Origin of the sequence: Janthinobacterium violaceinigrum, assembly GCF_009208555.1 — a bacterium.
Lineage (GTDB): Bacteria > Pseudomonadota > Gammaproteobacteria > Burkholderiales > Burkholderiaceae_D > Janthinobacterium > Janthinobacterium violaceinigrum.
The window spans coordinates 61,981-76,218 of the sequence record NZ_WFLI01000008.1; the positions used below are offsets into that span (position 1 = coordinate 61,981).

A 14,238-nucleotide genomic window follows, 5' to 3' on the forward strand; every position below is an offset into this window, starting at 1 on the left:
CAGGCACAACGAAAGACATCGCTGTGCATGGCAAATGCTGCAAAGCGGCACTGGAATCAATGAAATGGCAGCGATTGGATGCGATAATACCGCTTCTCCAAGCTATTGATTGCCTTCCATGCCACAATTTGCTCCGCTCCAGAACGATACTTTCCTGCGCGCCCTGCTGCGCCAGCCGACCGAGCACACCCCTGTCTGGCTGATGCGCCAGGCGGGCCGCTACCTGCCCGAATACCGCGCCACGCGCGAGCGGGCCGGCTCCTTCCTGGGCCTGGCAAAGAATCCCGATTACGCAACCGAAGTGACCTTGCAGCCCCTGGAGCGCTTCCCGCTCGACGCGGCGATCCTGTTTTCCGACATCCTGACGGTGCCCGACGCCATGGGCCTGGGCCTGTATTTCGCCGATGGCGAAGGTCCGAAATTCGAGCGTCCGTTGCGCACGGAACAGGACGTGAAGGCGCTGCAGGTGCCGGACCTGGCATCGCTCGACTACGTCTTCAATGCCGTCACGCAAATCCGCACGGAACTGAACGGCCGCGTGCCGCTGATCGGTTTTTCCGGCAGCCCGTGGACCCTGGCTTGCTACATGGTGGAAGGGGGCGGCTCGAAAGAGTTCCATACCATCAAGAAGATGCTGTACAACCGCCCGGACCTGATGCATCACATCCTGGCCATCAACGCCACGTCCGTGGCGCAATACCTGAATGCGCAAATCGATGCCGGCGCGCAAGCCGTGATGATTTTCGATTCCTGGGGCGGTGCGCTGGCCGATGGCGCCTACCAGGAATTCTCGCTGGCCTACATGCAGCAGGTGGTGGCGCAGCTGAAACGCGACAAGGATGGCGTCAAGATACCCGCCATCGTGTTCACCAAGGGCGGCGGCCAGTGGATCGAGCAGATCGCCGACATCGGCGCCGATGCCGTGGGCCTGGACTGGACCGTCAACCTGACGCGCGCGCGCCAGCTGGTCGGGCATAAGGTGGGCTTGCAGGGCAATCTCGACCCTGCCATCCTGTTCGCCAGCCCCGAGCAGATCCGCGCCGAAGTGGCGAAGGTGCTCAATGCGTTCGGCGCGCCATCGGCCGGCACGGGCCACGTGTTCAACCTGGGCCATGGCATTTCCCAGTTCACGCCGCCCGAATCCGTGGCAGCGATGGTGGAAGCCGTGCACAGCATGAGCCGCGCCATGCGCAGCGGCCAGTAAGCCTTCATTTCCCCTGGCGCAGGGGCAGACAAGGCAGGCTTTCCAGCGAAAGCCTGCCTTTTTCTTTGCTGCGCCCCAGCAAGAAATACCGACTTATGCACAATTTTTTTTGCTGCGGAAATAAGAGGCAGTGGAAAAGCCATGCCCGGGGAGGTGTTGCAAGTGCTTGATTATTAAGACATAAAAAAGGCATTGTTCGGCGGATTTTGTTGCATTTGATATGGTTATTCTTGCGCTGGTCCGTCTTGTTCCTTCATTGTCCACAAAGTTATCAACAGATTCTGTGGATAAAATTGAAAAGTAATTTGTTAACCGATACTTAGCGTAGATGTTCAGGTTTCACCTGAAGTGTATGTTGCAGCGCATGATAATTGAACAATGTTTCGCCACACAACAGGCAAAAACGAACGCTTGCCCGGCAATTGTCAACTTTACCTCATGCGGCAGGCATTTTTGCCGATGGCGTGCATCAAAATGGTGCTGATTCCTGTATAAAATAATCAGAAATGGTTCAGTTATGCACAGCCGCGGAAACGCGGGACGGATTTGCTGCCTCCCGGGCATCAATTTTTAAGTCATTGATTTTAAATAGTTAATTTTTCTTGCGTGCCCCTCTTGACGGCGATCAAAATTTTCTATCCACATTTTTCTGAAAGTTAATTTTGCTTTGTCCACAAAGTTATCCACAGAATTTTCTTCAGGCTTCCGGACTCGCTGTCGCGTCCGCCGTTAGGCATTTGACGGGCGAAACAAGTATCATGGCCCGCTGGCTTGACGCCTGACATCGTGCCGCGCCCTGCATCCTGCGGCGCGCTTTTTTATTGAGATAGGCCCTACCTCCATGTCGCAGTGCATTTTGACGTCGTGCATCCTGAAAATCGCGCTCGACACGCCCCTGAACGCCCTGTTCGATTACCGCTGGAACGGGGCGGCGGAGGCCGGCGCGGACGCGCCGCTGCCGCACGTGGGGCAGCTGGCGCTGGTGCCGTTCGGCCGGCGCGAAGTGATGGGGCTGATCGTCGGCGTGTCCGACAGCACCGACGTGCCCGCCGCGAAACTGAAGGACGTGCTGGCCGTGCGCAGCCAGTTGGCGCCGTTGTCGGAACAGTGGCTGGCGCTGGCCGCCTTTGCCGCCGATTACTACCAGCGTCCGCTCGGTGAAGTGGCGCTGCCGGGTTTACCGAAGAATTTGCGCGTGCTGACCACCGTGGCGCTGGACCGCGCCATCAAGAAGCTGGGCAAGCTGGCCGACGCGCACGACGGCACGCCGCTGAACATGCCGGCGCTCAACCCCGCCCAGCAGGAAGCGGCGGACGCCATCGGCGGCGCCCAGGGTTTCAAGCCCACCTTGCTGTACGGCGTGACGGGCAGCGGCAAGACGGAAGTGTATCTGCAGGCCTGCGCCCAGGTGCTGGCGCGCGAGGACGATGCGCAAATCCTCATCCTGGTGCCGGAAATTAACCTGACGCCGCAGCTGGAAGGCAATATCCGTGCGCGCTTTCCCGGCGTCATGCTGGCTACCCTGCACAGCAGCCTGTCCGAAGGCGAACGCATGCTGCACTGGCTGGCCGCCCACCAGGGCCAGGCGCGCATCATCCTGGGTACGCGATTGGCCATCCTGGCCTCGCTGCCCAAGCTCAAGCTGATCGTCATCGACGAAGAGCACGACCCGTCGTACAAGCAGCAGGAAGGCTTGCGTTATTCTGCGCGTGACCTGGCCGTGTGGCGCGCCTGGCAATTGCAGATTCCCATCGTGCTGGGCTCGGCCACGCCGTCGCTGGAAAGCTGGCACCATGCACAGACGGGGCGCTACCGCAAGCTGGAATTGCGCGAGCGGGCCGTCAAAAATGCGGTGCTGCCGCGCGTCAAGATTCTCGACATGGAACGCGACCGGCCGAAAGATGGCCTGACTTCGCATTTGGTAGCCGCGCTAAAACTGCGCATGGAGCGGGGCGAGCAGTCGCTGCTGTTCTTGAACCGGCGCGGCTATTCGCCCGTCATCTGCTGCGAATCGTGCGGCTGGATCAGCAATTGCACGCGCTGCACCTCGTTCATGGTGCTGCACAAGCCCGAACACCGGCTGCGCTGCCACCATTGCAGCCTGGAACTGCGCATTCCCCGCCATTGCCCCACCTGCGGCAACGTGGACCTGCAACCGCTGGGACGGGGGACGCAGCGGGTGGAAGAGGGCTTGCAGCAATTGTTTCCCGAGGCGCGTATCTTGCGCATCGATGCCGATTCCACGCGCAAGAAGGGCAGCGCGCAGGAAGCGTTCGACACCGTGCACCGGGGCGAAGTGGATATCCTGATCGGCACGCAGATGGTGGCCAAGGGCCACGATTTCAAAAAGCTGACCCTGGTCGGCATCCTGAATCCGGATACGGCCCTGTTTTCCCAGGATTACCGGGCCAGCGAACGCCTGTTTGCCCAGCTGATGCAGGTGGCGGGCAGGGCCGGCCGCGCCGCGCAGACGGAAGGGGGCAGCGTTTCCGAAGTGCTGATCCAGACGCGCTATGCGCGCCATCCGCTGTACGACGCCGTCGTCAACCACGATTACGACCATTTCGCCACGACCCTGCTGGAAGAGCGGGCCCAGGCGGCGCTTCCGCCGTATCTGTTCCAGGCCCTGCTGCGCGCGGAAGCGCCGGAGCTGGCCACGGCCATCGAGTTCCTGCAGGCGGCGAAAGAGTGCATGGAACACCCGCAGGTGACCATCAACGATCCGATTCCCATGAGCATGACGCGCGTGTACAACGTGGACCGCGCCCAGTTGCTGCTCGAGTCCCCCTCGCGCCCGGCGCTGCAGGCGTTTTTAAAGGAATGGCTGGCGGAGTTGCGCGCCATGAAGACGCGCGTGAAATGGTCGCTGGAAGTGGACCCGCTCGATATTTAAATTAATTCAGTTCAGATAATTGCGCGCGGACTTGACGATCTGCTCGGACAGCAGCTTGGTAAACGGCGTGTCCAGGGTCCACGCGTGCCAGCTCAGCGGTACGTCCAGGGTACGGCCCGGCATCAGATCGACGAGCCTGTCCATCGCCAGCGCCTGCGCGGCCAGGCGCTGCGGCATCAGGCCGTAGGCCAGGCCATCGTGGACGCAGCCGCGGCGCGCCGCTTCCACCGGTAAAGTATGGTGGGGGAACGGTTCACGCATGCTCAATTGTTCCGCGAGGAAACGCGCCAGCAAGCCGTGCTGGCCCACGACGGCCGGCGCCAGCTGTACCGCCTCGCTGCTGAAGCCGTCGCCGAACCAGTGGCCCGCAAACACGGGCGTGGCCACGCAGACATAGCGCAAGGTGCCCAGCGGCGTGACGCTGGTGGCGGCCGCCGCGTCCAGCGCTGTGCCGGACTCGGCTGCCACGCAGCCAAACACGGAGCCGTCGCGCACCATCTGCAAGGCGCTGTCGCTGTCGGCCAGGCGCACGTCGAGCTGGCAGCGGGGCGGCGCCAGCAGCGCCGACAAGGTGTCGGGAAACCACGTGGCCAGGCTGTCGGCATCGATGGCGATGGCGATTTCCGGCATGCTGACGCTGTTGCCCAGGTCGATGTCGAGCGACGCTTCCATCAGCTTGACGTTGCGGTGATGCACGATCAGGCGCTGGCCCAGTCCCGTCGGCACGGCCGGCTGGCCACGGATGATCAGCAGGCGCCCGCTGGCGTCTTCCAGCGCCTTGATGCGCTGCGAGACGGCCGACTGGGTGATGCCCAGCGCCAGGGCAGCCTTGTCGAAACTGCCATGGCTGGCCACGGCGTCCAGCACGGCCAGCGCGCGATAATCGAGTGATCCCATTAGCTCAGCTTATAAATTTTGAAAATGATTAGTTATACTAATGCATATATTGCTGCAAAGTAAAACCTTATTTTCGGCAAACGGGTAGTATCGAATGCTGTGAGCAACCTCAAACGGATGGACAGCAGCATGAAGACGATACGAGTGGATGTGGCCGTGATCGGCAGCGGCACGGCCGGCATGACGGCGCACAGGGCGGCGCGCATGCAGGGCAAGCGCGTGCTGATGATAGAAAGCGGGCCGTACGGCACGACGTGCGCCAGGGTCGGCTGCATGCCCAGCAAACTGCTGATCGCGGCGGCCGAGGCGGCCCATGCCGTCGCTGCCGCGCCGGCTTTCGGCGTGCATCCGGGACCCGTGCGCATCGATGGCCGGCAAGTGATGGCCCGGGTGCGCAGCGAGCGCGACCGCTTTGTCGGCTTCGTGCTCGACGGCGTCAACGCCATTGCCGACGAAGAAAAACTGCGCGGCCATGCGCGTTTTATTTCCCCTGGCAAATTGCAGGTGGATGAACACACGATCGTCGAGGCGGCCAGCGTGGTGATCGCCACCGGTTCCACGCCCATCGTGCCGCCCGAGTGGCAGGCGGCGGGCGAGCGCGTCATCACTAGCGACGCCGTGTTCGAATGGACGGACTTGCCCGCTTCCGTGGCCGTGGTCGGCAGCGGCGTGATCGGCCTGGAGCTGGGCCAGGCGCTGGCGCGCCTGGGCGTGCGCGTGACCCTGTTTGCGCGCGGCAATAAAGTGGCGCAGCTGACGGACCCGCTCGTGCTGCAGGAGGCGGGCGCCGTGCTGGCGCGCGAACTCGACATCCGCTTCCAGACCAGCGTGGCGCACGTGACCACAAGCTCGGACGGCAGCGGCATCGTGCTGACCAGCCGCGATGGCGCGGGCCAGGAAAAAACCGAGCAGTTCGAGTATGTGCTGGCCGCCATCGGCCGCCGTCCGAACGTGGACAAGATCGGCCTGGAAACGGCGCAGATCGCGCTCGACCGCCATGGCATCCCCGTGCATGACCCGCACACCATGCAGTGCGGCAAGAGCGCGATTTTCATCGCGGGCGATGCCGACAACGCCTTGCCGCTGCTGCCCGAGGCGGCCGACGAGGGCCGCATCGCGGGCGACAACGCGGCGCGTTTTCCTGACGTCAAACCGGGCTTGCGCCGCACGCCGTTGACGATCGCCTTCACGGAGCCCCAGGTCGCCACGGTGGGCGCCACCTACCAGCAACTGTGCGTGAGCCATGCGGGCCGCTTTGCCGTCGGTGCCGTGTCGTTCGGCAACCAGGGCCGCAGCCGCGTGATGCTGCAAAACCAGGGTGTGCTGCGCGTGTATGCGGAGTTCGGCAGCAAGCGCTTTCTCGGCGCCGAGCTGATCGGCCCGCGGGCCGAGCACCTGGGCCATCTGCTGGCCTGGGCATGCCAGGCGCAGCTGACGGTGCCCACCATGCTCGACATGCCGTTTTACCACCCCGTCGTCGAGGAAGGCGTGCGCACGGCCTTGCGCGAACTGGCGCTGCACCTGGAAAAAGATCCGGAACACGCGCCCGGCTGCGCCGACTGCACGCCCGGTCCTTGAATGCAACTTTGCGATTTACATAATTTTGTAGACAAGCTCACATGATTGCGCGATCATCGCTGCCACATTGAAATATTAATTAAAAGCAAAAAATATTTCAATCGGTACATACCGCTGATGCCAGGATGGTAAAAACAGGCGGGTGCAGGCGATGATGGAGACGATGTGAAAATTCGGCGCATTTACGCAGGAGAACTCGCACTGGGTGTGGCCCTGCCCTGGGACGTGCATGGCGAAACGGGGGGCTTGCTGGCCAGGCTGGGCCATGTCATCAGCAGCGAGAACCAGATCGCATTGCTGCTGGCGCGCGGCGTCATCGCCGATGCCAGTGCGGACGTGCCGCGCACGGCCACGGAAGCGCCATCGGCCCTGCGCATGCTGAACCTGGTCACGGCAGGCCTGGCACTCGTCTTGCCGACGATTGCCGCCGGGCAAGCGGGCAGCCACCTGCCGCTGGCCGCGCTGGCGCAGCTGGTGGAAGAGGCTGTCGTGCTGGACGCCGACGTGGCGCTGGCCTGCATCCTGCACAACCAGGGCGCGGGCGATTTTGCCGTGCGCCACAGCGTCGATACGGCCGTCATCACGGCCCTGCTGGCGCGCGCCCTGAAACTCGATGAGGGCGTGATCCGCAGCGTGGTGCTGGCCGCGCTGAGCATGAATGTGGGCATGCTGGAACGCCATGCGGATTTCCAGCACAAGGCGGGGCCGCTGGATGCGCAGGAACGCGCCTACCTGCGCGCCCATCCGCAAGCGGGGGTCGACTTGCTGCGCGCGGCGGGCGTGACGGACGCCGTCTGGCTGCAAGCCGTGTTGCAGCACCATGAAAATATCGACGGCAGCGGCTATCCGCTGGGCACGCAAGGCGCGGCGATCGGCATCGGTGCCCGCCTGATCATGCTGGCCGACCGCTATTGCGCGCGCGTATCGAAGCGCAGCTACCGCCAGCCCTTGCTGCCGAACGTGGCCCTGCGCGAAATGCTGATGGCCGACAAGGCCACCCTGGATGCGCCGCTGGCCTCGCTGCTGGTGCGCGAACTGGGCATCTACCCCATCGGCACCTACGTCAAACTGTTGAATGGAGAAATCGGCGTCGTCACGCGCAAGGGCTTGAATGCCACCACGCCCCATGTGCAGTCGCTGATCGGCCCCCGCGGCGCGCGCCTGGACGTGCCCTTGCGGCGCGACACGCGCGTGGACTTGCACGCCATCCGCGAGGTGCTCAGCGCGGAGCAGGCGGGCTTGCAGTTCCGACCCGACCAGCTATGGGGCCGCAGCGCCAGAACGTAGAGCGCCGGGAAGTACGCCCATGGCGTTGTTGCATTGCCTAGCCCTGAGCGTTTTCCAGACACTCTCTACATGAATAGCTTAATTCAGCAAACCCGCATCGAGCCGTCCCTCGAGCGCCAGTTCGCGCATGATGCGCACCGTGTCGATGTCGGATTCCTGGTAGGCAGAGCGGCGGAAGTCGTCGTACAGGGCGTTGGCCGCATCGGTGGCCGCGTCATGGCCGTCGTCGTACTGGAAGCGCACCCACAGGCTGGCCTCGTCGGGCATCTCGATGGTCATCACCAGCGACGAGGCGCTGATGTCTTTCTGCGCCGGCACTTCGTAGCGCACCTGCAGTTGCGGCACCAGCACCACCTTGTCGTTGATGACCAGCTCGCCATAGCGCAGGCTGCGGGCGAAACCTGCATCGCTGCGTTCGCTGATCTGGCATTCGTCCAGGTGGGGCACGAACAGCTTGGGCGACTCGGCGCGCAAGACGAGGCCGCGCCAGACTTGCTCCAGGGTCAAGGTGTCGATCAGCGGGTTCAGCGGATCGTTGATTTCAATCAGGTGTTCAAATTTCATGGGACTGCCATTCGGTAAGTGGGCGCGCACGGGCGATATAGGCGGAATGGTACTCCAGGCGTGGCCGCGCCGCACGCATTGCATGGCCCGAGATGGCGTCATATGGCGATATATCAATGCCGTTGCCTGTTTTTCAGGCATGGCCCGCCATGCAATTGGCCCACGCGACGCTGTTACAATGGGCTGCTGTTCCCTGCGGAAATACCCTGATGTCCAAAGCACCACAGTTCGGTCTGAATGCGCCCCAAAGCGAAGCGGTTACCTACCTCGACGGCCCTTGCCTCGTGCTGGCGGGCGCCGGTTCGGGCAAGACGCGCGTGATCACGCAAAAGATCGCCCACCTGATCGAAGACCGGGGCTACGACCCGCGCACCATCGCCGCGCTGACTTTCACCAACAAGGCGGCGCTGGAAATGCAGGAACGCATCGCCAAACTGCTGAAGCAGCCGCGCCAGGCCAAGCAGTTGACGGTGTCGACCTTCCACTCGCTGGGCGTGAAAATCCTGCGCCAGGAAGCCAATGGCGTGGGGCTGAAGGACCGCTTTTCCATCATGGACAGCGACGACTGCTTTTCCCTCGTGCAAGACCTTGCCATTACCACCGATAAACAGGTGATCCGCGGCATCCAGAACGCCATGTCCTTGTGGAAAAACGGCCTGATCGACCCGGACATGGCGCTGGCGCAAGCGAAGGACGAGGACGAGGCCAACGCGGCGCGCATCTACCGCAGCTATGTGGCAACCTTGTCCGCCTACCAGGCCGTCGATTTCGACGACCTGATCCGCCTGCCCGTGGAACTGTTCCGCAACAACGGGCCCGTGCGCGACAAGTGGCAGCGGCGTTTGCGCTACCTGCTCGTCGACGAATACCAGGATACGAACACCTGCCAGTACGAACTGGTCAAACTGATGGTGACGGGCATCGGCAAGAAGCCGATGTTTACGGCCGTGGGCGACGATGACCAGGCGATCTATGCGTGGCGCGGCGCCACCGTGGAAAACCTGAAGACCCTGGAAACGGATTTCCCCGACTTGCGGGTTATCAAGCTCGAGCAGAATTACCGCTCCACCATGCGCGTGCTGAACGCGGCCAATGCCGTCATCGGCAACAATCCGAAGCTGTTTGAAAAGTCGCTGTGGTCCGAGCACGGCCTGGGCGAGCCGATCAAGGTGCTGGGCATGCAGACGGACGAGCAGGAAGCGGAGCAGGTCGCCATCATGATCTCGGCCGACCATTTCGAGCGCAAGAACAAATTTTCCGATTACGCGATTTTGTACCGGGGCAACCACCAGGCGCGCATCATCGAGCAGTGCCTGCGCAAGGAGCGCATCCCGTACACGATTTCGGGCGGCCAGAGTTTCTTCGACAAGGCCGAGATCAAGGACATCATCAGCTACCTGCGCCTGCTGGCCAACGAGGACGACGACCCGGCCTTCATCCGCGCCGTGACGACGCCGCGCCGCGGCGTGGGCCAGTCGACCCTGGAGGTGCTGGGCGCGTTTTCGGGGCAGTGGCAGTGTTCGCTGTTCCAGGCCGTTTTCAAGGGCGGCATCGAGGCCAAGCTGACGGACCGCCAGCTGGGTCCCCTGCGCGACTTCTGCAACTTCATCAATGACCTCGAATCGCGCGCCAGCCGCCCGGGCGCGGCCGGCAGCGGAGATAACGCGGCCGAGGTGCTGGATGACATGATGAAGGAAATCCACTACGAATCGTATCTGTACGATGCCTTCGAGGAACGGCAAGCGCAAAGCAAGTGGCAGAACGTGCTGGAATTCGTCAACTGGCTCAAGGAACGGGGCCGGGGCGGCAAGGACCGCGATGGCGAAGAAAAGAACGTGCTGGAACTGACGCAGATGGTGGCCCTGATGACGATGTTGGAAGGCAAGGACGAGGAGCAGGACGCCGTGCGCATGTCCACCCTGCACGCGTCGAAAGGGCTGGAATTTCCGCACGTATTCCTGGTGGGCGTGGAAGAGGGTATCTTGCCGCACAAGGGCGACGCGGACGCGCCCGCCGAAACCATCGCCGCGCGCATCCAGGAAGAGCGGCGCCTGATGTACGTGGGCATCACGCGGGCCCAGCGCACCTTGCACGTCACGTGGTGCAAGAAGCGCAAGCGGGCGGGCGAACAAGTCCATTGCGACCCGTCGCGCTTCATCAAGGAAATGCAACTGGACGTGGGCGACGCCGTGCCCACGGAAGCGGAAGTGATTTCGCCCAAGGAACGCTTGGCGCGCATGAAGGCCTTGCTGGCCGCGCCGAAAGGGTAGGCGGCGCTCAGGCTTCCACGGTGCCGTCCGGCGTGGCCTTCGGCACGATGGCCAGCTGCATGCCCAGCGCATCGAGCATCTTTAAAATGGTTTCAAAGCGTGGCTTGCTGCCTTCGCGCAAGGCTTTATACGCGCCTTCGCGCGTGATATCGGCCCTGGCCGCCACCTTGCCCATGCCGTAGGCGCGCACCACGTCGTTCATGGCGGACTGGAACAGTTCCGCATTGCCCGTGGCGACGATTTCGCTCATGTAGGCGGCCACGGCGGCCTTGCTGGTCAGGTGTTGCGTCGGATCAAATTTGCTCAGGCCCAATGCTTCCAGGCCGTCGAGGTCGAAGGTGTCGTGGTCAATGTCGTGGTTCATTTCTGTCGTGCTCCTGTGGAGGCACTTGCCGCCGCTTTTTTGAGGGCCGCCTGCCGGGCTTTCAAGTCCCGAAGGATCGCTTGCGCCTGCCTGATGTCGCGTTGCTGGCTGGATTTATTGCCGCCCAACAGCAGCAAGATCAGGGTACCCCGGTTTGTCTCGTGAAAATACACGCGCCAGCCGGGCCCCGTTTGCAGGCACCGCAACTCGCACACGCCTTCGCCCACCGGCCGCCAGTCGCCCTTTTTGCCGTGCTGCAAGTGCTTGATGCGCGCGTCGATGGCGGCCGCCGCCACATCGTGCAGGGAATCTTCCCAGCGCCGGTATTCGGCCGTCTTGCGCGTGTCGATCAGCAGTGGTTCAGTTGGTGATGGTCGATTCATTGTAATCGGTTGTTCTCATTCGTCAAGCGATTTGAGGGGGCCAAACGAAAGAATAGGCAGCAATGGCCGTCTGACCGATGGCGAATGGACGAGGTTTGTCCTGGCTCACGTTGCTGCGGCGGTAGAATGCCCCCTTTCAGTCAGGAATCACCGAGAGCACCATGGACAATGCAGAACAGATGGAAACACGTTTCGTCGATATCGAAATCAAGCTGGCGCAGCAGGAGGACCTGGTCGAATCGCTGAACCAGATGGTGTACCAGCAGGGCAAGCGCATCGACCAATTGGAAGCGATGCTGCACAAGCTGGGCGAGCACGTGCGCGACGGGGCGCAGCAGGCAAATGGCGGGTTGGTCAACGAACGTCCGCCGCATTACTAAATCGGCATCGTGGTGCTGCGTACATGAAAACCGTTCATCACCGGCTGGCACGCTACCATCGGTAGTTGCGGGTGACGCAAATGTTTCTGGCTGTTATTATTTCAGGCTGGCCCGCGACACAATCGCGGCTCTCTTGCGTTTCTTGAAAGAAGACATGACCCGTCCAACAATGCTCGTCATCGCCGCCAGCCTGATGCTGGCGCCAGCCGCTTTTGCCGCGACCGCCACCACCGCGCCAACCACTGCCGCTACCGCGGCCGCAGCCTTGCCTGCTTCCAACCCGTTTGCGCAAGCGAGCAGCCTGCCATTCAACTATCCGCCGTTCGACAAGGTGCAGGACGCGGACTACGCGCCCGCCTTTACGGCTGGCATGGCCGCCAACCTGGCGGAAATCAACGCGATTGCGAACAACAAGAAGCCGGCCACGTTCGACAACACCATCGTGGCCATGGAGCGCTCGGGCCAGTTGCTGAGCCGCGTGCGCACCGTGTTTTCCGTGATGTCCGGTTCGAACACGAATGACACGATCCAGGGCCTGGAACGCGAGCTGGCGCCGAAAATGGCGGCCCACAGCGACGCGATCATGCTCAACGATAAATTGTTCAAGCGCATCGACACCCTGTACGCCAAGCGCGACAAGCTGGGCCTCGATGCCGAATCGAAACGTTTGCTGGAACGCTACCACACGGACTTCGTGCGCGCGGGCGCCAAGCTGTCGGCGGCCGACAAGGAAAAGCTGCGCGCCTATAACGGCCAGCTGGCGGCCCTGTCGACCAAGTTCGCGCAGAATGTGCTGAAAGAATTGAACGCCTCGGCTGTCGTCGTCGACACGCGCGAAGAGCTGGACGGCTTGTCGCCGGCCGCCATCGAAGTGGCTGCGGGCCTGGCCAAGAAGCGTGGCCTCGATGGCAAGTACGTGATCGCCCTCGTCAACACGACGGGCCAGGCGCCGCTGGCGCTGCTGACCAACCGCGCCTTGCGCGAACGCATCATGGCCGCATCGCAAGCGCGCGGCAGCCGCGGCGGCGAGTTCGACAACACCCAGGAAGTGCTGGAACTGGCGAAACTGCGCGCCGAACGGGCTGCACTGATGGGCTACCCGAACTACGCGGCGTACTCGCTGGAAGACCAGACGGCGCACGACACCACCGCCGTGAACGCCCTGCTGGGCGAGCTGGCCAAGCCGGCCGTCGTCAATGCGCGCCGCGAAGCGGACGATATCCAGAAGGTCATCGATGCGGGCAAGGGCGGCTTCAAGGTCGGCGCCGCCGACTGGGCCTTCTATAGCGACAAGGTGCGCGCCGAACGCTACAACTTTGATGAAAATCAGTTGAAACCGTACTTTGAAATGCACAGCGTGCTGACCAAGGGCGTGTTCTTTGCCGCTGGCAAACTGTACGGTTTGACCTTCAAGCAACGCACCGATTTGCCCGTCTACACGGCCGACATGCTGGTGTACGACGTCTTCAATGAAGACGGCACGCAGCTGGCCATCTTTACCTTGGACCCTTACGCGCGCAGCAACAAGCGCGGCGGCGCCTGGGCGAATGCCTACGTGGGCCAGTCGACCTTGCTGAACCGCAAGCCGGTGATCGCGAATAACCTGAACATTCCGAAGCCGGAAGCGGGCCAGCCGACCCTGATGACGTTTGACGAAGTCAACACCATGTTCCACGAATTCGGCCACGCGCTGCACGGCATGTTCTCGAACGTGAAATACCCGCGCTTTGCCGGCACCAGCGTGCCGCGTGACTTCGTCGAATACCCGTCGCAAGTCAATGAAATGTGGGCGCTGTGGCCGGAAGTGCTGCAAAACTATGCCAAGCACTATCAAACGGGCGCGGCCATCCCGGCCGAGCTGCTGGCGAAGGTGACGGCGGCCGACAATTTCAACCAGGGCTATAAAACCACGGAATACCTGGCGTCGGCCTTGCTGGACCAGCGCTGGCATCAGCTGACCCCGGCACAGATCCCCACCGACGTGCTGGCGTTTGAAAAAACCGCCTTGACGGATGCGGGCGTCGATTTCGCCCCGGCGCCGCCGCGCTACCGCACCACGTATTTCTCGCACGCATTTGCGGGCGGTTATTCGGCCGGCTACTACGCCTACCTGTGGTCGGAAAAGCTCGATGCCGACACGGTCGAGTGGTTCAAGGAAAACGGCGGCCTGACGCGCAAGAACGGCGACTGGTTCCGCAGCAAATTGCTGTCGCGCGGCGGCAGCGCCGATGCGCTCGACATCTACCGCAACTTCCGCGGCCGCGATGCGAAGATCGAGCCATTGCTGGAACGCCGTGGCTTGAACGGCAAGTAATCCGCGTCATTCCCGGCCGCAAAGCCGGGTCAATGAAAATGGCTGCCAAGCAATTGGCAGCCATTTTTATTTGGAGATTTTGATTGAAAACCGTGGTAAACCGC

The 14,238-nt window shown here is 62.3% G+C and carries 11 protein-coding genes; 7 read left to right on the plus strand and 4 right to left on the minus strand.

The features are described 5' to 3' along the window. Positions 1-118 precede the first annotated feature (118 nt). Positions 119-1,204, plus strand: a complete 1,086-nt coding sequence (gene hemE / locus GCN75_RS09050; protein WP_152255899.1) for a uroporphyrinogen decarboxylase — start codon at positions 119-121, stop codon at positions 1,202-1,204. An 841-nt stretch (positions 1,205-2,045) separates the two neighbouring features. Next, positions 2,046-4,097 (plus strand): primosomal protein N', encoded by a 2,052-nt coding sequence (locus GCN75_RS09055; protein WP_152282247.1) that lies wholly within the window; start codon positions 2,046-2,048, stop codon positions 4,095-4,097. Between the two features lie 6 nt (positions 4,098-4,103). On the opposite strand, the gene GCN75_RS09060 is transcribed toward GCN75_RS09055, so the two are convergent. Next, on the minus strand, positions 4,104-4,994 hold the full coding sequence (locus GCN75_RS09060; protein ID WP_152282248.1) for an ArgP/LysG family DNA-binding transcriptional regulator: 891 nt from the start codon (positions 4,992-4,994) through the stop codon (positions 4,104-4,106). A gap of 129 nt (positions 4,995-5,123) precedes the next feature. Here GCN75_RS09060 and GCN75_RS09065 point away from each other — a divergent pair, with 129 nt between their 5' ends. Both GCN75_RS09065 and GCN75_RS09070 read left to right on the plus strand, forming a co-directional pair. Then, positions 5,124-6,572, plus strand: a complete 1,449-nt coding sequence (locus tag GCN75_RS09065; RefSeq protein ID WP_152282249.1) for a dihydrolipoyl dehydrogenase — start codon at positions 5,124-5,126, stop codon at positions 6,570-6,572. Between the two features lie 165 nt (positions 6,573-6,737). Further along, positions 6,738-7,859, plus strand: a complete 1,122-nt coding sequence (locus GCN75_RS09070; RefSeq protein ID WP_226941215.1) for an HD-GYP domain-containing protein — start codon at positions 6,738-6,740, stop codon at positions 7,857-7,859. Between the two features lie 78 nt (positions 7,860-7,937). On the opposite strand, the gene GCN75_RS09075 is transcribed toward GCN75_RS09070, so the two are convergent. After that, positions 7,938-8,423: an SRPBCC family protein gene (locus tag GCN75_RS09075; protein WP_152282250.1), complete on the minus strand. Its 486-nt coding sequence runs from the start codon at positions 8,421-8,423 to the stop codon at positions 7,938-7,940. 209 nt (positions 8,424-8,632) lie between these two features. On the opposite strand from GCN75_RS09075, the gene GCN75_RS09080 reads away from it, so the two are divergent. After that, the gene (locus tag GCN75_RS09080; protein ID WP_086148157.1) at positions 8,633-10,693 is read left to right on the plus strand and encodes a UvrD-helicase domain-containing protein; all 2,061 of its coding nucleotides are present in this window, start codon (positions 8,633-8,635) and stop codon (positions 10,691-10,693) included. A gap of 7 nt (positions 10,694-10,700) precedes the next feature. Here the strand turns inward: GCN75_RS09080 and GCN75_RS09085 are convergent, their stop codons facing one another. Both GCN75_RS09085 and GCN75_RS09090 read right to left on the minus strand, forming a co-directional pair. Further along, positions 10,701-11,057: an addiction module antidote protein gene (locus GCN75_RS09085; RefSeq protein ID WP_152282251.1), complete on the minus strand. Its 357-nt coding sequence runs from the start codon at positions 11,055-11,057 to the stop codon at positions 10,701-10,703. Next, positions 11,054-11,440 (minus strand): type II toxin-antitoxin system RelE/ParE family toxin, encoded by a 387-nt coding sequence (locus tag GCN75_RS09090; protein ID WP_226941217.1) that lies wholly within the window; start codon positions 11,438-11,440, stop codon positions 11,054-11,056. The genes GCN75_RS09085 and GCN75_RS09090 overlap by 4 nt, the downstream gene beginning before the upstream one ends. Before the next feature lie 161 nt (positions 11,441-11,601). On the opposite strand from GCN75_RS09090, the gene GCN75_RS09095 reads away from it, so the two are divergent. Next, positions 11,602-11,820, plus strand: coding sequence for a SlyX family protein (locus tag GCN75_RS09095; RefSeq protein ID WP_070290273.1), 219 nt, complete (start codon positions 11,602-11,604; stop codon positions 11,818-11,820). Positions 11,821-11,989: 169 nt separating this feature from the next. Continuing rightward, positions 11,990-14,134, plus strand: a complete 2,145-nt coding sequence (locus tag GCN75_RS09100; protein ID WP_152282350.1) for a M3 family metallopeptidase — start codon at positions 11,990-11,992, stop codon at positions 14,132-14,134. The last annotated feature ends 104 nt before the right edge of the window (positions 14,135-14,238 follow it).

What these genes read in the sequence shown, in the direction of transcription:
- GCN75_RS09095 (WP_070290273.1), top strand. Translation starts at nt 11,602, where the DNA reads ATGGACAATGCAGAACAGATGGAAACACGTTTCGTCGATATCGAAATC.
- GCN75_RS09090 (WP_226941217.1), bottom strand. Translation starts at nt 11,440, where the DNA reads ATGAATCGACCATCACCAACTGAACCACTGCTGATCGACACGCGCAAG.
- GCN75_RS09055 (WP_152282247.1), top strand. Translation starts at nt 2,046, where the DNA reads ATGTCGCAGTGCATTTTGACGTCGTGCATCCTGAAAATCGCGCTCGAC.
- GCN75_RS09060 (WP_152282248.1), bottom strand. Translation starts at nt 4,994, where the DNA reads ATGGGATCACTCGATTATCGCGCGCTGGCCGTGCTGGACGCCGTGGCC.
- GCN75_RS09065 (WP_152282249.1), top strand. Translation starts at nt 5,124, where the DNA reads ATGAAGACGATACGAGTGGATGTGGCCGTGATCGGCAGCGGCACGGCC.
- GCN75_RS09075 (WP_152282250.1), bottom strand. Translation starts at nt 8,423, where the DNA reads ATGAAATTTGAACACCTGATTGAAATCAACGATCCGCTGAACCCGCTG.
- GCN75_RS09080 (WP_086148157.1), top strand. Translation starts at nt 8,633, where the DNA reads ATGTCCAAAGCACCACAGTTCGGTCTGAATGCGCCCCAAAGCGAAGCG.
- hemE (WP_152255899.1), top strand. Translation starts at nt 119, where the DNA reads ATGCCACAATTTGCTCCGCTCCAGAACGATACTTTCCTGCGCGCCCTG.
- GCN75_RS09100 (WP_152282350.1), top strand. Translation starts at nt 11,990, where the DNA reads ATGCTCGTCATCGCCGCCAGCCTGATGCTGGCGCCAGCCGCTTTTGCC.
- GCN75_RS09085 (WP_152282251.1), bottom strand. Translation starts at nt 11,057, where the DNA reads ATGAACCACGACATTGACCACGACACCTTCGACCTCGACGGCCTGGAA.